This window comes from Amycolatopsis sp. WAC 01376 (assembly GCF_003947415.1).
In the GTDB taxonomy this organism is placed as follows: domain Bacteria; phylum Actinomycetota; class Actinomycetes; order Mycobacteriales; family Pseudonocardiaceae; genus Amycolatopsis.
The window spans coordinates 169,948-190,028 of sequence record NZ_QHKL01000011.1 but is presented as its reverse complement, the minus strand read 5'-3'; the positions used below and the strand labels follow the sequence as shown (position 1 = coordinate 190,028).

The window sequence follows — 20,081 nt, the reverse complement described above, 5'->3', positions numbered from 1 at the left end:
ATTTGGCGACCTATCTCGGCGCGAACGAGGACCCGGCGGAGCTGGCCGGGCATGGGTGTATCCCGGCGTCGTTGGCGCGGGAGATCGCGGGTGGGCCGGATACGGTGTTGCGGCGGATCATCACCGACCCGCTCTCAGGGCAGGTGCTGGATTTGGGCCGGGACCGCTATCGGCCCACGGCAGGGGTGGGCGAGTTCGTGCGGGTGCGGGATCGTGAATGCCGAAGACCCGGCTGCCACCGTCCCGCCCAGGCCTGCGACCTTGACCATGTGGTGCCGTGGCAATTCGGCGGCCACACCAACGCCGACGAGTTGATCGACCTGTGCCGCCGCGACCATCGACTAAAAGACGAACCCGGCTGGGTCTACTCGCTCGCCCCAGACGGCACCCTCACCGTCACCACCCCGACGGGACAGAGCTACGACAGTTCGCCTCCGCCGCTGCACGAACCCCGGGTGGCCGACGAACCACCACCGTTCTGAACCATCGCCGGAAAACGGCAACGGCTGTCTTTGGTGCGGATCCTTGCACGACAGCCATCTTGAGTCCTGTGGCCGAATCCTTTGCTTGACGTTTCCGCTCTTACGGGATCTTCGGAACGGCCACTGCCGTTGCCGAAATCCGGCGATGGGCAGGGATCGCCGTGGCCTCCTAGCGCGATGGTGCGTCGAAATTTGGGTGGGCGTCGCCGGAGAACGGCCACGACTGCGGAAATCCGGCTACGGTCTGCGCCTTGGCGTGGGTTCCGGCTGGATTTACCGGCTTGCCCCGGACACCGCTCTAACGGTCACCACGCCGACGGGGCAGAGGTACGACAACTCGCCACCCCTGCACGAACCTCGGGTGGTCGAGGAACCTCCGCCGTTCTGAGCTGTTGCCGGAAATCGGCAACGGCCTCCTTTGGTGCGGATCCTTGCACGACAACCATCTTGCGTCCTGACGGCCGACTGGTCGTTGGCGACTCCGCTTTACAGAATCTTTGGAACGGCCACTGTTGTTGCCGGAATTCGGCGATGGGCAGGGCCCGCCAGGAGCTCCCAGCGGGACGGCCGTTGCCGAAGAACGGCCACGACTCCCTCTTTTTGAGGGTAAGGCAACCGTGTCGTGGCGCGGGGCTAGAGTCGCTCCTGCGTCGCGTTCTCCTGGTAGTGAGGGCCTCTTTGCTTACTCTGACGGTAGGGAAGGAGGCTTTCGCTACCGTCAGATGTGATCCGTGGTGACAGTGGGGCGGCTGTGGCCTCGGCGGCCGGTCGGTAAGGCGTGATTCGCGTGCTGGGGGACGTGACTCGCGTGTCTGGATGCCGAATCGTAAGTGCGGAGTCTGAACACGCGAGTTACGTCTCTAAACACGCGAGTTACGTCTACAAACACGCGAGTTCCGGGTCTGAGCACGCGAGTGCGGTGCGGCGTCACCCAGCCCACCGTCTCGCCCGAGACGCGACACGTTTGCCTTACCCCTCAATAGACCTCCGCGGTCGCGGAGGTTCCTGCGTGCTGCACCCTTGCACGTCTGGGCTGCGACGGTTGCCGAAATCCGGCTACGGTCCGGGTCTTGACGTGGATTCTGAAGGTGACGGCACCTCGATGCCGGGCAAGTCGTTGCCGAAATATGGCCACCACGCCCTCAGGCCTGTGCGGCGACAGTTCTGTCTCATGGCCGAAATTCGACCACGGTCCAGGTCTCGCAGCGAGATCCCAACGCGACAGTGCCCCGAACAAGGCGGCCGTCGCCGAAATACGGCTACGCCTCCCCGTGAGACCTCCCCGCCGGTGGCGGTCGTCGCGGGGTCCCATGTGCTGAACCCCTGTGCGTCAGACCCACGACAGTTCCGTCTCATTGCCGAAATCCGGCCACAGCCCAGTCACGCAGCAAAGCAAAGCAGCAACAGACCACCACCAAAAGAACCTCACCCCACAACAGAATCCCGAGCAGGCTGCACCTCAACCTCCAAAGAGGACCGACGCAAAGGCTCTCGCACCACCAAAGTCGCGACGAAGGTCAGCCCGATGCACCCCGTGACCCACCAGAAGTACACGCTCTCGTGCCCTGCCTGCTTCAAAGCCAGCGCGATCGGTTCGGAAAGCCCGCCGAACACTGCGGTCGCCAGGGCGTGCGGCAGGTCGACGTCGAGGGCGCGGACGTTGGTGGGGAACATCTCCGCCTTGATGATGGCCGACAAAGCGGTGTAGCCGCTGAGGAAGACCATGGCGGTGATCATGAGCAGGAAGGCGACCCACGGATTCCCGGTCCTGCCCACGAGGGTCATGATCGGCACGGTCAGGAGCATGCCGCCGATGGAGAAGCCGAACATGATCGGGCGGCGGCCCCAGCGGTCGGAAAGGGCGCCGGCGACGGGTTGCATGAAGATGAACAGGAACAGGGCGGCGAAACCGATGAGCGAAGCGGTCGGCTTGGGGATCCCTGCGGTGTTCACCATGTACTTCTGCAGGTAGCTGGTGAAGGTGTAGAACGCCACCGTGCCGCCGATGGCGAGGCCGAGCACGGCGAGAACCTGGCGGCGGTGCTCGCGCAGCAGGACCCGCAGGCCGCCGCGCGAAGGCGAGCCGGCGGAGCGCTGAAAGTGTTCCGATTCCATCATGCTGCGGCGGAGGTACATCACGACGAGCCCGGCGATCGCGCCGAGCACGAACGGGATCCGCCAGCCCCACGCGTACATCTGCGCTTCGGTGAGCAGCGACTGCATCACGATCATCACCAGCAGCGCCGAAAGTTGCCCGACGGTGATCGAGACGTACTGGAAGCTCGAGTAGAACCCGCGTCGCCGCGGGGTGGCGATCTCGGACAGGTAGGTCGCGCTCGAACCGAATTCGCCGCCCACCGAGAGGCCCTGCGCGAGCCTGGCGACCACGAGGATCACCGGCGCGAGGATGCCGATCGACGCGTAGCCGGGGGTGACGGCGATGGCCAGCGAACCGAAACTCATCAACGTCACGGACAGGGTCAGCGCCGCCCGGAGGTCGAACCGGTCCGCGTAGAGGCCAAGGAGCCAGCCGCCGAGCGGGCGCATCAGGAAACCGACGGCGAACACGACGGCCGTGGACAGCAGCTGGGCCGTCAGATTTCCCTCGGGGAAGAAACTGGCCGCGAAATAGATGCTGAACGAGGCGTAGACGAACCAGTCGTACCACTCGACCAGGTTGCCGAGACAGCCGCGGACCACGTTCGCCACGACGCCGGATTTCTTGTGCGGCAAGGGAAGCTCCTTCGCTCCGGGATGCCGACCATCATGAGCTGTGATCCCTGCGGTTGAGAAATAGAAATCCGCGATGGACACATACCCGGCCGGCATGGGCTATCCCAGGAAGTCGCCCACCAGGTCGCTCGATTCGGGGCGGCACTCGTCGAAGTACGCGTGCCGCGCTCCGGCGAAGAGATGCATTCGCGCGTCGGGAATGCGCTCCGTCAGCAACGGTGCGTTCGCCACCGGTGCGAGCAGGTCGTCGTCACCGTGCAGGACCAGGGTGGGTGCGGTGATCTCCGGAAGCGCGTCCCAGGCGTCGTGGGTGTTGCTCGCGACGAGATGCCCGCGCACCGCGTGCGGCGGCATGCCGTGCGCGCCCAGCACCCGGTACGGGCCGGGATTCGCCGCTCGCCAGGCGGGTGTGTACATGAGATCCTCCAGCGTCTCCCGTGCCTCCACAGAGGACCGCCGGGCCAGCGCCAGCCGCACGTCGTTCGACCGCTCGACACCGTGCGTGCCGCCCGGCGAGGTGCAGCCGAGGACGAGCCGGCGCACCCGCTCGGGGTACCGCGCGGCGACCCACTGCGCGACCCGGCCACCCATCGAGGTGCCGTAGACGTCCGCCTCGGGGACTTCGAGCGCGTCGAGGACCGCGATCACGTCGTCCGCGAAACCCGGTGTGGTGTAAGCGGAATCGGGCGCGTCGCTGGCTCCGGTGCCGCGGTAGTCCATGGTGATCGTGCTCGGGAAGTCTCCGCGTGTGCGGTCCCACCATGTGTGGTCGTTCGCCTGCCCGGCCAGCAGTACGAGCGGCCTGCCCGTGCCGTGCCACTGGTAGGCCAGCCGGGTGCCCTCGGCGGCGACGGCGTGGCCGGTGCGGGGGAGCGTGCTCATCCTTCTCCTGTTCGGTCGTCCCAAAGCCGGGCCGAGGGCCACTCGCCCTCGTGCACGGTCCGGTGGATCTGCTGGACCAGCGCCCGCGCGACGGCGTCGACGGCGGGCGTGACGCGACCGGTCCTTGGCATGCCGAGGACGACGGTGCGCCAGACCTCCGGTTCGCAGACCGGGGCCGCGCTCAGGGTGCCGTCGGCGACGTCCGCCGCGATGCCGATGCCGGGCAGGATCGTCCAGCCGTGCCCGCCGAGCACGAGCCGTTTCTGCAGCGTCATGGCGTTGGTCTGCACGGTGACCTCGGTGTCGGCACCCGCCTCACGGGCCGCGCCGTCGATGAGGGTGCGCAGCGCGTGACCCTCGGACGGCATCACCAGCGGATGCGCGGCCACCTCGGCGAACGGGACGGGCCGCGCGGGATCCAGCCCGGCCGACGGGGGAGCGACCGCCCACAGCCGTTCGCGCACCAGCGGCCGGACGTTGAGCGACGGCGTACTGGTCAGGTTGTAGAGCAGGCTCAGATCGACGTCGCCGTCGTCGATCCACCGCTGAAGATGGCCCGAGTACGCGGTGAGCAGCCGCAGTTCGATCCCCGGATGCTCGCGCAGCACGGCCGTCGTCAGCGGTGCGGCGAGCCGTTCGGCGGCGCTTTCCAGCAGGCCGACCGTGACGATCCCGGTGACCACGCCGGGTTTCGGGGCCAGTTCGGCGCGGGCCCGGTCGAGTTCGGTGAGGGCCCGCCTGGCACGTTCGACGAGGGTCGCGCCCGCCTCGGTCGGGCGCATGCCGTGGCGGGTCCGCTCGAACAACGGCACCCCGAGCTCCTGTTCGAGGGTGCGGATCTGCCGGGTGACCGCGGGCTGGACCAGGTGCAGCAGCTCGGCCGCGCGGGTCACGCTGCCGACCTCGGCGACCGTCACCAACGCCTTGAGCTGCTTGAAGTCCACCGTCGTCCCTTCGCATCGCGGTGCGGTATGCGCCTATCATGATTCGGTATTTCACATACCGTCTCATCATCGCTCATGATAATCACATGACCGAGGAAGAGACCGCGATCGTCGCGCTCGTGGCCGAGTTCGTGGATCGCGAGGTCCGGCCCGTCGCGCGGGAGCTCGACCATGCGAACACCTATCCCGAGAAGCTCATCGACCAGATGAAGGCGATGGGCGTCTTCGGGCTGGCCGTGCCAGAGCCCTGGGGCGAGACCCAGGTCTCCGCCCAGTGCTACGCGTTGGTGACCGAGGAGCTCGCGCGCGGCTGGATGAGTCTCGCCGGCGCGATGGGTGGCCACACTGTCGTCGCGAAACTCCTTGCCACGTATGGCACACAGGAGCAAAAGGACACCTATCTGCCGAAGATGGCGACAGGCGAGATCCGGGCGACGATGGCGCTCACCGAACCCGGCGGCGGCTCGGATCTGCAGGCGCTGCGCACTACGGCGCGGCGTGACGGCGACGAGTACGTGGTCGACGGCAGCAAGACGTGGATCACCAACGCGCGCCGGTCCCAGCTGGTCGCGTTGCTGTGCAAGACCGATCCCGGCGCCGAACCCGCGCACAAGGGGATCTCCGTCCTGCTGGTGGAGAAGGGGCCCGGCTTCCAGGTCTCGCGGGATCTGCCCAAACTCGGCTACAAGGGCGTCGAGAGCTGCGAGCTCTCCTTCGACGACTTCCGGGTCCCGGCCACGGCGTTGCTCGGTGGCGTGGAGGGGCGCGGCTTCGCCCAGATGATGCGGGGCCTGGAGATCGGCCGGATCCAGGTCGCCTGCCGGGCGGTCGGGGTCGGCCGGGCCGCGTTGGAGGATTCCCTGCGCTACGCCCAGGAACGGGAGAGTTTCGGTAAGCCGATCTGGCGGCACCAGTCGATCGGCAACCATCTGGCGAACATGGCGACCAAACTCGAGGCCGCCCGCCAGCTGGTGCACCACGCGGCGCGGCGCTACGACTCGGGCGAACGCGCGGACATGGAGGCGGGGATGGCGAAACTGTTCGCCTCCGAGGCCGCGATGGAGATCGCGCTCGACGCGGTCCGCATCCACGGCGGCTACGGCTACTCGACGGAATTCGACGTCGAGCGGTACTTCCGTGACGCGCCACTGATGATCGTCGGCGAGGGCACCAACGAGATCCAGCGCGGCGTGATCGCGCGCCAGCTGATCGAACGGCACCGCATCCCGTCCTGAACCGAGGAAGGCAGTATGCGCCACCCACTCGAGGGAATCACCGTCGTCGCGCTGGAACAGGCCGTCGCTGCGCCGTTCGCTTCGCGCCAGCTCGCCGACCTCGGCGCGCGCGTCATCAAGATCGAACGTCGCGGCGTGGGCGACTTCGCCCGCGACTACGACAGGACCGTGCACGGCCAGTCGAGTTATTTCGTCTGGCTGAACCGGGGCAAGGAAAGCGTCGAACTCGACATCAAGGATCCGGCCGACCGGACGTTGCTCACCACGATGATCGGCCGGGCCGACGTGTTCGTGCAGAACCTCGCGCCCGGCGCGGTGGAACGGCTCGGCCTCGACGCCGTGACGCTGCGCGCGGGGCGTCCGCGGCTGATCCACTGTTCGATCTCGGGCTACGGCCCGGAAGGTCCATATCGGACGAAGAAGGCCTACGATCTGCTGGTGCAGTGCGAAACCGGGCTCGTGATGTCGACCGGCACCCCGGAGACCCCGGCCAAGGCTGGGATCTCGATCGCCGACATCGCCACCGGGATGTACGCCTACAGCGGCATCCTCACCGCGCTGTACGACCGCGAGCGCACCGGTGAAGGCGCGAGCCTGCACGTCGCGATGATCGACTCGCTCGGCGAGTGGATGAGCCAGCCCGCCTATTTCTCCCGGTACGGACAGGAACCACCGCGCCGGACGGCGGCGGCGCACCCGTCGATCTCGCCGTACGGGCCGTACCGCACCGGTGCCGACCAGGTCTTCCTGAGTGTCCAAAGTGAACGGGAATGGGTCGTGCTCTGCCGGGACGTCCTGGGACGGGAGGTGCTCGTCGAAGACCCGCGCTTCCGGACCAACGACGACCGCGTCGCCAACGACGACGAACTCACCGCGATCCTGGAAGAAGCGTTCAGCGGCCGGACGGCGGACGAGGTCGGAGACCTGCTGGAGCGGGCCGGGGTCGCCAACGCCCGGCTGCGGACGCCCGAGCAGTTCACCCGGCATCCGCAGCTGGCCGCGCGAAATCGGTGGCGTGCGGTGGAAACCCCGGCCGGACCGCTGGAGGCGTTGCTTCCGCCGGTCGAGGTGGCGGGCAGGGAACCGGTCATGGGGCCGGTGCCCGCGCTGGGGGCGCACAACGAGTCGATCCGGGCCGAGTTCGGTGCCGTCGAGGAGGTTCGAACGTGAAGGAAGTCCTGCTGCCCGGCCCCGCGGAGGCGCTGGCTTCGCTGCTCGGCGTCGAGATGCCGGATCTGGACCGCGACGGCCTGCCCTTGCTGTGGCACTGGTTCTATCTGCTGGACCGGCCGGCGCAGGCCGATCTGGGCCGGGACGGGCATCCGGTGCGCGGCGCGATCCCCGCGCCGCCGGAACCCGGACGCCGCCGGATGTGGGCGGGCGGGCGGGTGCGGACGTTCGGCCCGCTGCGGTGCGGGCTGCCCGCCACCCGGCATACGGAAGTGCTTTCCGTGCGGGAGAAACAGGGCCGCACCGGACGGCTGACCTTCGTCGTCACCGGCCACAAGATCGTCCAGGACGGCGAGGTCGTGGTCGAAGAGGAGCAGGACATCGTCTACCGCGACGCCGCTTCCCGGCCTGTCGAGGTGGCCACTGGTGAGCCGGAGGTGCCGGCGGCCGAAGACGAATGGGCGATCGACGTCTCGCCGACGCTGCTGTTCCGCTTCTCCGCGTTGACCTACAACGCGCACCGCATCCACTACGACCGCGACTACGCCCGCGACGTCGAAGGCTATCCGGGGCTGCTGACCCACGGACCGTTGCAGGCGCTCGTGATGGCCGAAGCCGCCCGGCGGCAGGGGGCTGGGGGGCCGCTGGCCTTCGACTACCGCCTCGTCTCGCCCCTGTTCGACCATCAGGGCATGGTCGTCCGGGCCGAAGCCGGAAGTGACGAGACCGTCACCGCCGTCCGAGATCGCCACGGACGGCGGACCGCGACCGGAACAGTGCGGAGCCTCGGCCGATGAACGATCTCCTCGCGAGTGCGAAGACCTTCCTGTTCGTCCCCGGGCATCGGCCGGACCGGTTCGCCAAGGCCGCGGCCGGCGGCGCCGACGTCGTGATCCTCGACCTGGAAGACGCCGTCGCGCCGGATCGGAAAGAGGCCGCGCGCGAACACGTCCGGACGTGGCTGGCGGAAGGCCATCAGGCGGTCGTCCGGCTCAACGCGGCCGGAACCGGTTGGTATCACGAGGATGTGGCGAGCGTCGGGCGCGCGCTCGCGGTGATGCTGCCCAAGGCCGAGGACCGCGCCGAGATCGATGCCCTCGCCGGGCGGCTACCCGGAGTCCCGATCCTGCCGCTGGTGGAAACGGCGGCCGGGATCGCGAACGCGCTCGCGGTCTGCGCCGCGGACGCGGTGGTGCGGCCCGCCTTCGGCAGCGTCGACCTCGCCGCGCAGCTGGGTGTCGATCATCGTTCGCACGAGGCGTTGCGGTACGCGCGATCCGCGCTCGTCATCGCCGCTGCGGCCGCGGGCCGGGCGGCTCCGATCGACGGCGTCACGACGGCACTCGACGACGAGGCCGCGCTCGCCGCGGACCTCGAGCACGCGAAGACCCTCGGGTTCACCGGGAAACTCTGCGTGCATCCCCGCCAGGTGGCCGCCGCGAATCGCGGGCTGGCCCCTTCGGAAAGCGAGATCGAATGGGCGCGGGACGTGATCGCGCACGCCGGGGACGGCTCGGTGGCCGTGGCGGACGGCCAGATGGTCGACAAGCCGGTCGAAGCACGGGCCAGGGCCATCCTCGATCGCACGGGTGGTCCGTTCCGACCAGCTGGATGACGCCGATATGCCCCTGGTAGGGCCCGCCGGGTGGCGGTAGCGTTCCGGCCGGCGGACTTTTCGTTACGAGCGAACGGAAAGAAGGCGTGGTCCCATGCACGAACCGGTATTGACGGAGTTCGCGACCACCGATCCGGAGCAGGCGTGTGCCCTGATCGCCGAGGCGTACCGCGACAACCGGTTGCGCGTCCGGGGCAGCGTCGAAAACTACCGATTCGAGCACAACCGCTGTGATCTCGGGGACGTGCACCTCGATTTTCTGCACAACACGCTGACCACGGAGATCGCCGTCCAGCCACTCGACAGGATGGTGCTGCTGCGGGTGCTGGGCGGGCAAATCGAGATCGACGACGGCATCAACGACCGCAGGCTCGGCCCCGGGGACGTGTTCGCCGGCCCGCATCCCGATCACGGCTATCGGACGCGCATGCACGGTACGCGGCTGCAGGTCACCGGCATCGACCTGGCGTTGTTCACCGGGGCCGACCCGGCGCAGGACGGCGCCGTGATCGAGCGGTTGTGGTACAAGCCGGTGAGTCCGGAGAAGGCACGACGATGGTGTCAGACGGTCGAATACGTGGCCGGGCTGTTCTCCGAACCGGGTGTCGAGAGCGGGCCGCTGGTGCTCGGCGCGGTGGGGCGGCTGATGGCGGCCATGGCCTTGGACACCTTCACCAGGGGCGCGGGTGAAGAGCACCCGTACGACCGGCGGGACACCGCCCCGGACACCGTGCGCCGCGGTATCGCGTTCTTGGAGACGAATCCGGATCTCGACCTCGACGTCGCCGATATCGCCCGTGCCTGCCGGGTTTCGGTGCGTGCCCTGCAGCTGGCGTTCCGGCGGCATCTGGACACCACTCCCATGGCGTACCTGCGCCGGGTCCGGCTGGACCAGGTGCGAGCGGAACTCCGCGCCGCAGGACCCGGCGACGGCACGACGGTCACCGGGGTGGCGGCGAAATGGGGATTCCTGGACGGCAGCCGGTTCAGCGCGCAGTACCGCGCCGCCTTCGGTGAATCGCCGAGCAACACTCTGCGGAGACCCTGAGGTTCGTTTTCGTCGGTGCGAGTGTGCGTTTTCGCCGCTAGCCCCGGTTGTCCGGATCCTGTTCCATGAATCCTGACAACCGGTAGGCCCAGCCCCCGCTTACCGGCGCGTCATGACCGGGCCGGCCGGCCGGTCGTCTCAGCGGGGCGTCGCCGCGATCCCGTCGTACATGACCCGCCGGATCGCCCGGCTCATGGTGGCCTGCCTTTCCGGTGACGGGTCGCGCAGTTCGGACAGGATCGACGCGAGGATCATGCCGTTTATCGCGCGGGCGGTGGAGTCGACGTCCAGGTCCTCGTGCAGATAGCCGAGGCGGACGCCGTGATGCAGGTAGCCGGCGGTCAGCTCGGCGGCGGTTTCGTAGAAGTCCAGCACGCGTTCGCGCATCTCGGCGTCGATGCCCGCCGCTTCGAGCAGGAGGAAGCGGGCCATCCGCGGGTCGCCGCCGAAGATGCGGGCGAGCGCGTCCCCGATCCGCGCGCTCTGCTTGCGGTACTCGGCGAGGCTGTTGACCGCGTCCGGCGCGTTGTCCGCGGCGAGCGCGCCGACCACCTTCTCGACCAGGTCCGTGATGACGTGGTCGACGATGTCCCGCTTGTTCTGGAAGTACCGGTAGAAGGTGCCGTGCCCGATGCCGAGCCGGGCGGCGATGTCGGCGATCCCGGTCGCGTGGTAGCCACGTTCGGCGAAGCAGTCGAACGCGGTCTCCACGATCTCGCGCCGTAGTTCCTGCTTCTTCCGTGCGGCCCTGCTGACCGGGGTCTCCGTCGTCATTCCGTCAGCTTATTGCCTGACGCGTTCAATTGACATACCGTTCCAGAAATGACACGTCATTCCGCGAGAGCGCTGGTGCTCGGCTGCGGCGGGACCTTGGGGTTCACCTGGACGGCCGCCGTCCTCGACGCGCTGCACGCCGAAGCGGGCTGGGATCCCCGCGAAGCGGACATCCTGGTCGGGACCTCCGCGGGCGCCGAAGCGGCGGCGATGCTCGGAGCGGGCATCCCGGCGAAGGCGATCCTCGACGCGGTAGCCGGTGCGCCTGGTGGAGACGCCGTCGTCGCCGCGCATGTCCGGCGGGTGCCGAACCGCTTCCCGCCGCTGCCGTCTCCGCGCTGGCCCGCGGCCGGGCTGGTCCGTGCCGCGCTGCGCCGGGACGTCGACACGCTCGCCGGTCTCGCGGGTCTTCTGCCTCGTGGCAGGGGAGACTCCGGCTGGCTCCGCGAGCTCGGGGACGCGCTGGCGCCCGGCGGCTGGGTCCCGCACTCCGCGACCTGGCTGGTGGCCTCGGATCCGGCCGGTGACCGGGTCGCGCTCGGCTCCCCGGACACACCGCCCGCCCGCCTCGGCGAGGCGATCGCCGCGTCCTGGGCGATCCCCGGCTGGTTCCCACCGTCCGTTGTGGACGGACGGCCGCTGCTCGACGGCGGGACGGTCTCCCCGACGTCGGCCGACCTCCTGCTGGGGCACGACGTCGGCGAGGTCGTGCTCGTCGCGCCGATGAGCAGCGAAGGCGGGGCTCCGGCACGCGGTCCGGCCCGGCTGGAACGCCTGCTGCGGACGGCGATGACCAGGCGCGTGGACGACGAGGCGCGACGGCTGCGCGCGGCCGGTGTCCGGGTGGTCCGGATCGAACCGGGACCGGCCGATCTCGCCGCCATGGGCGCCAACTTCATGGACGGACGGCGGCGGGAGCACGTGCTCACCACGGCGTTGCGGACGGCGCCCGGTCTGGTCGCCGACGCCTTCGAACGAGAGGGAGTGCGCGCATGAGCAAGTACCCGGATCTCGACCTCGACGGGGCACACGTCGCGATCACCGGCGCGGGCCAGGGCATCGGCCGCGCGACCGCGGAACGCATGGCCGCACTCGGGGCGCGCGTGTCCATCGGCGATCTGGACCTCGAAGCCGCGAAGCGCACCGCCGCCGACATCGGCGGGACAGCGCATCACCTCGACGTCGCCGACCCGGCGTCCTTCGCCGCTTTTCTCGGCGACGCCGAACAGGCGAACGGGCCGCTCGCGGTGCTCGTCAACAACGCCGGGATCATGCCCAACGGCGGTTTCCTCGACCTCTCCGACGCCCTGAACCGGGCGACCATGGAGGTCAACGTCTTCGGCGTGGTCCACGGAATGCGGCTTGCCCTGCCCGGCATGCTGGAGCGCGGACGCGGGCATGTCGTCAACGTCGCGTCGCTGGCCGGGAAGTTCCCGGTCAAAGGGCTGGCGATCTACAACGCCAGCAAATTCGCCGTCGTCGGGCTGACCGCGGCGACGCGGCTGGAGTACGCGCCGCACGGCGTGAGCGTCTCCGCCGTGCTGCCGTCGGCGGTCGACACCGCCCTCGCCTCAGGGCTCGACATGCGGCCGATCCCGAAGGTGAAACCGGGCAGGATCGCCGACGCCGTCGTGGCTTCCGTCCGCACCCGGGCCGCGGAGATCGCCGTGCCCGGCTACGTCGGCGCGCTCGCCACCCTCGCGGCCGTGACACCCGAGCCGGCGCTCAACGCCTTCCGGCGGCTGATCCGGGACGACCGGGCCCTGCGCCCCGATTCACCGGAGCGGGACGGCTACCGCGCCCGCCTCCACCAGGACACCCAGCGGGAGGAAAACGCATGAACGCGCAGTACGACGCCGTCGTCGTCGGAGCCGGTTTCGGCGGGATGGGCGCGGCGATCCAGCTCAACCGGCTCGGCTACGACAACCTGCTCATCCTCGAACGCGAGTCCGACCTCGGCGGTACGTGGCATGTGAACCGCTATCCCGGGCTGGCCGTCGACATCCCGTCGGCCACCTACTCGTACTCGTTCGAGCCGAATCCGCACTGGTCGCGTCTCTTCGCGCCGGGCGCGGAACTCAAGCGGTATGCCGAGCACGTCGCGGACAAATACCGGCTGCGGCGATACATGCGGTTCGGCTCGGTGGTCACCGGCGCGGTCTGGGACGAGGCGAAGGCGCACTGGACGGTCTCGCTCGCCGAGGGTGGGCCGGTCACCGCCAAGTACCTCCTCACCGCGACAGGATTCCTTTCGCAGCCGAAGAAACCCGACATCGCCGGGATCGGCACGTTCGGCGGCAAGGTCATCCACACCACCGCCTGGGACGACGACTACGACCTCGCGGGCAAGCGGGTGGCGGTGATCGGTACGGGCGCGACAGCGGTCCAGCTGATCCCCGAGATCGCGAAGATCGCGCGGGAACTGACCGTGTACCAGCGGACCCCGATCTGGGTGAGCCCGAAACTGGACTTCCCGGTGCCCAAGGCCGTCCGGCGTGCGTTCGCCGCCGTCCCGTTCACCCAGCGGGCCGCGCGGCTGACCGGGACCGCGCTGCTGGAACTGATGATGGTCTCCGGTGTCCTGCACTACAAGCAGCTGCCGATGGCGAACCGGCTCGGCAAGCTGTGGTGCCAGGCGCATCTGCGCCGTCAGGTGCGGGATCCGGGGCTGCGCGCGGAACTGACGCCGCGCTATTCCTTCGGCTGCAAGCGTCCGACGTTCTCCAACGAGTACTACCCGGCCTTCACCAAGGACCACGTGCACCTGGAGACGACGTCCATCGCGAAGATCGACGAGACCGGGATCGAGACCACCGACGGCGGACGGCGGGAGATCGACGTCCTGGTGCTGGCGACCGGATTCGACCTGTGGGAGGCGAACTTCCCGGCGATCGAGATCATCGGCCGCGACGGCCGGAATCTCGGGAAGTGGTGGCGGGAGAATCGGTTCCAGGCCTACGAGGGCGTCGCGATCCCCAAGTTCCCGAACTTCGTTTCCCTCAACAGCCCGTATTCCTACTCCGGATTGTCCTATTTCACCACGATCGAGACGCAGATGCGGCATATGGACCGGCTCTTCGGCGCGATGCGGCGGCGCGGCGCGACCGAGTTCGAAGTCACGCAGGAGGCCAACGACGCGTTCCTCGACCGGATGACCGAACGCCTCGGCGACTCGATCTTCGCCCTCGGGAACTGCGCACCGGCGAACAGCTACTACTTCAACCCACACGGGGAAGCGACCCTGCTCCGGCCGTCCTCCACACTGAACGCCATCAAGGAGGCGGGGAGCTTCCCGCTCGAGGACTACACCTTCGCCTGACCGTCCCGGCCGAGCAGAGTGCGGAGGATCTCGACGGCGTGCGTCCACAGGACCGCGCCACCGACGCCGGGGACGATCCGGAGCGTGGCATCGGGAAGGCGTCCGGCGAGGGTGGCGCCGTTGTCGGGGGAGTGGCTGCGGTCCTGTTCGCCGTACCAGAGATCGACGTGGACCGCGATCGACGACAACGGGAAAGGCCAGCGGCCCATGGCGAGTACGGTGTCGCGGGCGTACCCCGCCGGTCCCTGGCCGAACGCCTCCGCCATCGCCTGGCGGTAGGCGGACTCGAACGACGGAGCGGTGTAGACCGCGAGATCGGCTTCCGGCGCGGAGCTGGTCACCAGGTGCCACATGGTGTCCTGGTCGAAGCCGGTGAACACGGCTTCCGCGTGGACGGGATCGGAAGCGACCAGGGCGACTAGGTCCGCCAGCTCTCCGGGCAGCTTTCCGCTGAACTCCGGCCTGCCGATCTCGTCCGCGCCGGACACGATGGCGAGCGGACCCGTCGTGCCCGCCGCGGCGCAGGCGAAGGCGAACGGGGCACCCTGTGAATTGGCGATCATCGGCGGGTTCCCGAAGCCTCGTTCTCCGGCGAGATACGCGATGTCCGCGGCGAAATCGTCGAAGACACGGTTCTCGAGCGGACTGGACGAGCCGAGCCCCGGCCGGTCCACCGTGACCAGCCGGACGTCCAGCGACTCCACCACTCCCGCGGGTAGCCCCAGCCGGCGACTCGTCGCCGCGCCGGGGATCATCAGGACGACTTCGCCGTCCGTGGGGCCCCACTCGGCCCAGCCGAGGACGCGTCCGTCGGGTAACTCGGTTTCGCCCAGCCGGGCCGGGGTGTCGATGCGCAAGTCCACGCAGCCATGATCACAGTCGAACCACCGGATACGCATCCGAAAAAACGCGGGGGTGCCGGGACCCCGCGCGGTCCCGGCACCCCATCGCTTTACTGCCTGCGGAGCCGGAGCGTGACGCCCGCGCCCGCCGCGGCGAGGAAGACCGCGCCGAGTGCGTACGGCCACCACGGCACCGAGGTGTCGCCCACCGGGGAGGCACCGTAACCGCCGGCGGCACCGGTGCGGTCGTAGGTCGAGCCGGGCAGCTTGTCGCCGTAGCGGCTCTGCAGGGCCTCGCGGTAGGCGGCGAGCGTCATCTTCTCGCCGGTCTTCGCGACCGAGGAGCCGTCGAGGACGGTCACGGTGTCCCCGTCGACGGCGTACCAGGCGCCCGCCTGCGGTTCGCTCAGGAGGTAGCCCTTGCCGACCTGCGCCGCGAGGCGCTTTTCGACGTCACCCGAGGCGACGTTGTAGACCGACCAGCCCGAGCCCTCGCGCTGCGACCACACGGTCGCCGCGTCACCGTTGCCGAGGGTGGCGGGTGTGGCGACGTAGGCCAGTTCGGCGAGGACGGCGGACGTGCCGGCGATGAAGGCCGCGGTCGGCTGGTAGACCGCCACCGGTGTCCGCGGATCCGCCTTCGCGGTCTTGGCCGCGATGGCCGTGTCCGCCTTGGCGGCGCCGGGGAACACCGCCTTGGCGAGCCGTTGGGTGGTCGCGTCACTGGTGACCACAGTGGACACCGCGGCGAGGTCGGCGGCGGTGGGCGCGCCGCTGGGGGCGTCGGCGGCGGAAGCCTGGCCGCCGAGCGCGAGTGACAGTCCGAGGGCGAGGATCGTGGCGCCGAGGAAGGTTCGCTTCATGGTTTCAGTCCTTGATCCCGTAGACGGTGTGGGTCCAGGTGAACGAGTTGTTGGACCGATAGGCGTTGTAGCTCATCTGGTTGTAGCGGGGGCTCGAGCCCCACGGGTCGCCGTAGTAGACCGTCGTCGCGCCGTTCGTGTTGTCGTAGCCGTAGAGCACGTGCATGTGGCCGCCGCCGTTGCGCCAGCCGATCCGGGTGCCGATCGGCTGCCGCGCGTCGACCTGGCCCTTGATGGAGGCGAAGCTCAACGTCTGGCCCGAGGAGCTGTAGGTGCCGACGTTGCTGAACCCGAGCCAGCGGAACACGCGCTGCTGGTCGCTGAGGTAGCCCTGGTTGTTCGCGCAGTCCGTGCCGGACTCGTTGTGCGCGACCTGGCAGAACTTCGTCTGCGTCAGGCTGTGCCCCCACCAGGCGGCGATGGTGTTGCCGCTGGCGTCCCAGCACCAGTTGCTCTTCTCCTGTGCCTGCATCCTGATCGGGATCGTGGTGGCGGCCGTGATGGCGGGCGCCGCGGCGGCGGGCGCCTGCAGGGCGACCATCGCGGCGACACCGAGGCAGGCCGTGGCCAGCCCGCGCCTGAATGAGATCTTCACCGTCGGAACACTCCTAACTGGATGGTCGAACGCGAAACACGCGCGGGCGGCTACCCGACGGAACAAGTGGGGACTTCGGCTACCCGACTGGGTGGCCGACCGGCGCGAGCAGGGGACTTGCGCTGTGACGAAGTGACGGAGGGGCACTGCGAACAGACTGAGATTCACCCTCTGGTGGACCCCGTGGCAAGGTTCGAGGCAATACCTAAGGGTCCGTATTACCGCCGCGCGGCTTCGCGCCACCGCGGGTCGGCGTCGCCCGATCGAGTTAACGACGCGGGAAGCTCGTGACTCCGGTGGTGTGGACCAGCGGAAAGCGCGCGACCCGTGGTGACTGTTCGTGTTCCCGCCTTTCGGCGGGTGTCCGATCGGTATGGTCCCGAGCATGCCGACGAGCGGTGCGGCATCGGTGTTCGTGGCCCGCGACACCGAATTGGCCGAACTGGTGCGCGTCGCCTCACGCCCGCCGTCGGTCGCCGTCGTCGAGGGTGAACCGGGTGTGGGCCGGAGCCGTCTGCTCGAAGAACTGGTCGCCCATCCCGGGATCGCGTCGCGTGTGGTCTGGTCCACCCGGTGCGTTCCCTTCACCCGGCCGTGCCGGCTGGCACCCTTGGTCGACGCGTTGCTGGGGAGCGGTGCCGTGGCCGCCGCCCACGCGGCGGAGTTCTCCCCGGTGACCGGCGTCCTGCGGCGGCTGATCCCCGAATGGTCTTCGTGGTTGCCGCCGTTCCCCGAGAACGCCGACGACGGCACCGTCCGGCAGCAGGAGTTCCGGGCTGTGCGCGAAGTACTGACCGGCTGCGGTCCGGCGGTTCTGGTGCTCGACGACGTCCACGCCGCCGACGACGACACGTGGGAGTTCCTGCGCGGACTCGCGGCGTCCCCGGCGGCTTCGCTGAGCGTGGTGGTCAGCGCCGTGTCGTGCGGACCGCGGCGGTTCCCGCCGCTGCCGGGAACCGTCGCGCAGCTGTCGCTTCGGGCGTTCAGCGCCGTCCAGGTGCGGACGCTGCTGGACGCGTCCTTCGGCCGCTGTGCGCCGGATTTCGCCGAGGCGGCACACCGGCGGACGTCCGGGATCGCCGTCGATCTGACGGCTCTGGTCCCAAGCGCCGGCGAGTCGCTCCCGGCGACCGTGCCGCCGGTCGTGCGGAGCCGGGTCGCCGCGCTGATGGCGGCGATCGGTCCGGCCGCGCGGGACGCCGTCAGCGCGGCCGCGGTGCTGGGATCGCCTGCCGGAGAACCGGAACTGGACGCTCTCGCGGCATCGCCGTCCGGGGAGATCTCCGGCGCGGTCACCGAAGCCGTGGAAACGGGACTGCTGCGTGATCTCGGCCGCGGCCGGTACGTCTCGGGAAGTCCGCTGATCGGTGAAGCCGTCTACGCCTTGCTTCCCGGGCCTCAGCGGTGCGCGATGCACGGACGCGCCGCCGCCCGGCTCGCCGCGGACGACGAACCCCTCGCGGCGCTCGTCGCCCGCCACGCGCGGCAGGCGGGCGATCTCGCCGAGTGGACACAGTGGACCGGCGTCGCGGTCGACAACGCCATCGAAGACGGCCGGACCGAGGAAGCGGGCCGTCTGCTCGAAGCGGCTTTGCGGGACGCGGAGCTGCCGCGGGCCGCGCGCGAGTCGTTCGCCGTCCGGCTGGGGAGGGAACTTCCGCGCAGCATCGCCCACGCGGGCACGGTCCGGTTGCTGCGGGAGATCCTGCGCGAATGGCCGCTGAGCAAGGCCGCGCGTGGCGAGATCCGGGTCAATCTCGGGCAGGTGCTGATCAATCAGGTTGGCAAGGTCGACGCGGGCAGGCTCGAGATCGAACTGGGCGCGGCCGACCTCGGCAGGCGCCAGGCGCTGCTCGCCAGGGGATTGGTCACCTTGGCGCTGCCGCATATCGGGACCATTCCGGTGGAGGAGAACCTCCGCTGGCTCGATCAGGCCGAGCAGATGAGCAAGGGGGAACACGACGCGGGAGTGTTGGCCGCGATCGCCGCCAACCGGCTTTCGGCGCGGATGCAGATCGCTGATCCGGGGGTGTGGCAGGACATCGCCGACCTGCCGCCCGTGCCGGAGTCGGCCGAGGTCTGCCGCCAGGTGGCCCGCACCTACATCAACCTGGCCGACGCGGTGGCGTGGAACGGGCATTACCCCGTCGCGCGGGCGTACCTCACGACCGCGCGACGGCTGATCCGCGACGATCACCAGCCCTATCTCGACGCGCTGGCCGACGGCACGGAACTGCGCCTGGACCTCGCGATGGGGGAGTGGGCGAGCGTCGCGGAGAAGGCGCGGGCGATGCTGACCCGGGTCGACAAGGACAGTTCACTGGCGGCCGAGCCGCTGCTCGTGCTCGGCTGGTACGAGTACGGGCAACACCGGCCGGCGGCGGCGCTGCGCAGTTTCGACGCGGCGTTCGCGCTTTCCGCGGGCAGCGTCCCGGTGCAGGCTTCGGCCTACGCTGGTCGCGTCGCGGTCCATCAGGCGGGCAAAGACCTCCAGGCGGCCCTGCGCCTGGCCGAATACGGTCTGGAAACCGTGCGCCGCAAGAACAATTGGCTCTGGGCGGCCGAACTGATGCCGTTCGCCGTGCGCACCATGCTCGGGCTGGGGCAGCACGTCGAGGCACGAGAGCTGCTCGGCGAGTACCGGCAAGGCATCGACGGCAAGGACGCCCCGGTCGCGAACGCGTCGGCGTTGCTGTGCCGGGGGTTGCTGACCCAGTCACGGGGCGAAACGCTGCCCGCCGGTGATCTGCTGCTCGGTGCCGCGCAGGCGTACTACGCGCTGCCTCTCCCGTATTTCGCCGCCTACGCCGACGAACTCGCGGCCGGATGCTTCGCCGAAGCCGGAGACCTGGCGCGCGCCGTCGCTTCCTTCACCACCGCGGAGACGGCCTACGTGAGCCTCGGCGCCGCCGTGGACGCGCTCCGCTGCCGCCGGTCACTGCGACGCTGTGATCCGGAGATGCCCCGGCGCGGCCGCAAGGGCTACGGCGAAGCGTTGTCGCCGAGGGAACTCGAAGTCGCCCGGCTCGCCGCCCGGAACCTCACGAACCGGGAGATCGGCGAGCGGCTGTTCCTCTCGCCGCGGACGGTCGAAATCCACATCGGACGGGCGCTGCGCAAGTTGGGACTGCCGTCGCGCACCGTGCTGACGGAGGAGCGGCTTGAGGGGCTGACGGTTAAGGAACCGGGACGTTAGCTGTTTCGATTCCCGACACCGTCGCTCAGGCGCGCCGGTTTCGGTTCTTGCAGGTCCGTGAGGGCCTCCTTCCCTACTCTCAGGGTAGGGAAGGAGGCCCTCACGGACTCGGTGATCGCCACGATCGCCCCACAGGAACCAGCAATCACAACAGTGGCGCGTGAAGGACTCCAGTGAGGCGCTCGCGTGAGTGGTCGCGGTCGTGGGGATGTCGTGAAGGGCCCCTTTGAGACGTTGAAGGTCTCAAAGGGGCCCTTCACGACATGAGAGTTCGACGCCGGGGCGTCGGAAGCACTGAAGGAGCCGACCGCTCATCCTCGCCACTCACGACCACCTTGGCTCGGCCCGGCGGAGAGGGCTTGACTTCGAGGTAAGTCGACCCT

17 protein-coding genes are annotated in these 20,081 nt (G+C 69.3%); 10 read left to right on the top strand and 7 right to left on the bottom strand.

Features of this window, described 5'->3' with window-relative positions:
• Positions 1-482 (top strand): HNH endonuclease signature motif containing protein (locus DMH03_RS39180; protein WP_233611853.1); only part of this gene is annotated, 482 nt, incomplete at its 5' end.
• A 1,425-nt stretch (positions 483-1,907) separates the two neighbouring features.
• Here DMH03_RS39180 and DMH03_RS39170 read toward each other — a convergent pair.
• From DMH03_RS39170 to DMH03_RS39160, 3 genes are all read right to left on the bottom strand, one after another.
• Complete coding sequence (locus tag DMH03_RS39170) at positions 1,908-3,215, bottom strand: MFS transporter (RefSeq protein WP_199749196.1); 1,308 nt, start codon at positions 3,213-3,215, stop codon at positions 1,908-1,910.
• A gap of 99 nt (positions 3,216-3,314) precedes the next feature.
• Entirely contained in the window at positions 3,315-4,097 is a 783-nt protein-coding gene (locus tag DMH03_RS39165; protein WP_125797043.1) for an alpha/beta fold hydrolase, read from the bottom strand.
• Positions 4,094-5,041 (bottom strand): LysR substrate-binding domain-containing protein, encoded by a 948-nt coding sequence (locus DMH03_RS39160; protein WP_125797042.1) that lies wholly within the window; start codon positions 5,039-5,041, stop codon positions 4,094-4,096. Before DMH03_RS39160 ends, DMH03_RS39165 begins: the two co-directional genes overlap by 4 nt.
• A gap of 86 nt (positions 5,042-5,127) precedes the next feature.
• Here DMH03_RS39160 and DMH03_RS39155 point away from each other — a divergent pair, with 86 nt between their 5' ends.
• The 5 genes from DMH03_RS39155 to DMH03_RS39135 all read left to right on the top strand — a co-directional run bounded on the left by DMH03_RS39155 (position 5,128) and on the right by DMH03_RS39135 (position 10,109).
• Positions 5,128-6,276: an acyl-CoA dehydrogenase family protein gene (locus tag DMH03_RS39155; RefSeq protein WP_125797041.1), complete on the top strand. Its 1,149-nt coding sequence runs from the start codon at positions 5,128-5,130 to the stop codon at positions 6,274-6,276.
• A gap of 15 nt (positions 6,277-6,291) precedes the next feature.
• On the top strand, positions 6,292-7,446 hold the full coding sequence (locus DMH03_RS39150) for a CaiB/BaiF CoA-transferase family protein (protein WP_125797040.1): 1,155 nt from the start codon (positions 6,292-6,294) through the stop codon (positions 7,444-7,446).
• Positions 7,443-8,243: a MaoC family dehydratase N-terminal domain-containing protein gene (locus DMH03_RS39145; RefSeq protein WP_125797039.1), complete on the top strand. Its 801-nt coding sequence runs from the start codon at positions 7,443-7,445 to the stop codon at positions 8,241-8,243. The genes DMH03_RS39150 and DMH03_RS39145 overlap by 4 nt, the downstream gene beginning before the upstream one ends.
• Positions 8,240-9,061: a CoA ester lyase gene (locus tag DMH03_RS39140; RefSeq protein ID WP_125797038.1), complete on the top strand. Its 822-nt coding sequence runs from the start codon at positions 8,240-8,242 to the stop codon at positions 9,059-9,061. The genes DMH03_RS39145 and DMH03_RS39140 overlap by 4 nt, the downstream gene beginning before the upstream one ends.
• 94 nt (positions 9,062-9,155) lie before the next feature.
• Complete coding sequence (locus DMH03_RS39135) at positions 9,156-10,109, top strand: helix-turn-helix transcriptional regulator (protein ID WP_125797037.1); 954 nt, start codon at positions 9,156-9,158, stop codon at positions 10,107-10,109.
• A gap of 138 nt (positions 10,110-10,247) precedes the next feature.
• Here the strand turns inward: DMH03_RS39135 and DMH03_RS39130 are convergent, their stop codons facing one another.
• Positions 10,248-10,883 (bottom strand): TetR/AcrR family transcriptional regulator, encoded by a 636-nt coding sequence (locus tag DMH03_RS39130; protein ID WP_125797036.1) that lies wholly within the window; start codon positions 10,881-10,883, stop codon positions 10,248-10,250.
• A 48-nt stretch (positions 10,884-10,931) separates the two neighbouring features.
• Here DMH03_RS39130 and DMH03_RS39125 point away from each other — a divergent pair, with 48 nt between their 5' ends.
• The 3 genes from DMH03_RS39125 to DMH03_RS39115 are packed head-to-tail and all read left to right on the top strand — an operon-like array spanning position 10,932 to position 14,202.
• Positions 10,932-11,879 carry a patatin-like phospholipase family protein gene (locus DMH03_RS39125; protein ID WP_233611852.1) on the top strand — a complete coding sequence of 316 codons (948 nt, stop codon included), beginning with the start codon at positions 10,932-10,934 and terminating at the stop codon, positions 11,877-11,879.
• On the top strand, positions 11,876-12,724 hold the full coding sequence (locus tag DMH03_RS39120) for an SDR family oxidoreductase (protein ID WP_125797035.1): 849 nt from the start codon (positions 11,876-11,878) through the stop codon (positions 12,722-12,724). The genes DMH03_RS39125 and DMH03_RS39120 overlap by 4 nt, the downstream gene beginning before the upstream one ends.
• The gene (locus DMH03_RS39115) at positions 12,721-14,202 is read left to right on the top strand and encodes an NAD(P)/FAD-dependent oxidoreductase (RefSeq protein ID WP_125797034.1); all 1,482 of its coding nucleotides are present in this window, start codon (positions 12,721-12,723) and stop codon (positions 14,200-14,202) included. The genes DMH03_RS39120 and DMH03_RS39115 overlap by 4 nt, the downstream gene beginning before the upstream one ends.
• On the opposite strand, the gene DMH03_RS39110 is transcribed toward DMH03_RS39115, so the two are convergent.
• From DMH03_RS39110 to DMH03_RS39100, 3 genes are all read right to left on the bottom strand, one after another.
• Positions 14,187-15,065: an alpha/beta fold hydrolase gene (locus DMH03_RS39110; protein WP_233611851.1), complete on the bottom strand. Its 879-nt coding sequence runs from the start codon at positions 15,063-15,065 to the stop codon at positions 14,187-14,189. The genes DMH03_RS39115 and DMH03_RS39110 overlap by 16 nt on opposite strands.
• 89 nt (positions 15,066-15,154) lie before the next feature.
• The gene (locus DMH03_RS39105; RefSeq protein WP_125797033.1) at positions 15,155-15,907 is read right to left on the bottom strand and encodes a hypothetical protein; all 753 of its coding nucleotides are present in this window, start codon (positions 15,905-15,907) and stop codon (positions 15,155-15,157) included.
• A 4-nt stretch (positions 15,908-15,911) separates the two neighbouring features.
• A complete protein-coding gene (locus tag DMH03_RS39100; protein ID WP_125797032.1) occupies positions 15,912-16,502 on the bottom strand; it encodes a papain-like cysteine protease family protein in 591 nt (196 codons plus the stop codon).
• Positions 16,503-16,887: 385 nt separating this feature from the next.
• Between DMH03_RS39100 and DMH03_RS39095 the strand changes: the two genes are divergently transcribed.
• Positions 16,888-19,698 carry an AAA family ATPase gene (locus DMH03_RS39095; RefSeq protein WP_233611850.1) on the top strand — a complete coding sequence of 937 codons (2,811 nt, stop codon included), beginning with the start codon at positions 16,888-16,890 and terminating at the stop codon, positions 19,696-19,698.
• Positions 19,699-20,081: the final 383 nt, after the last annotated feature.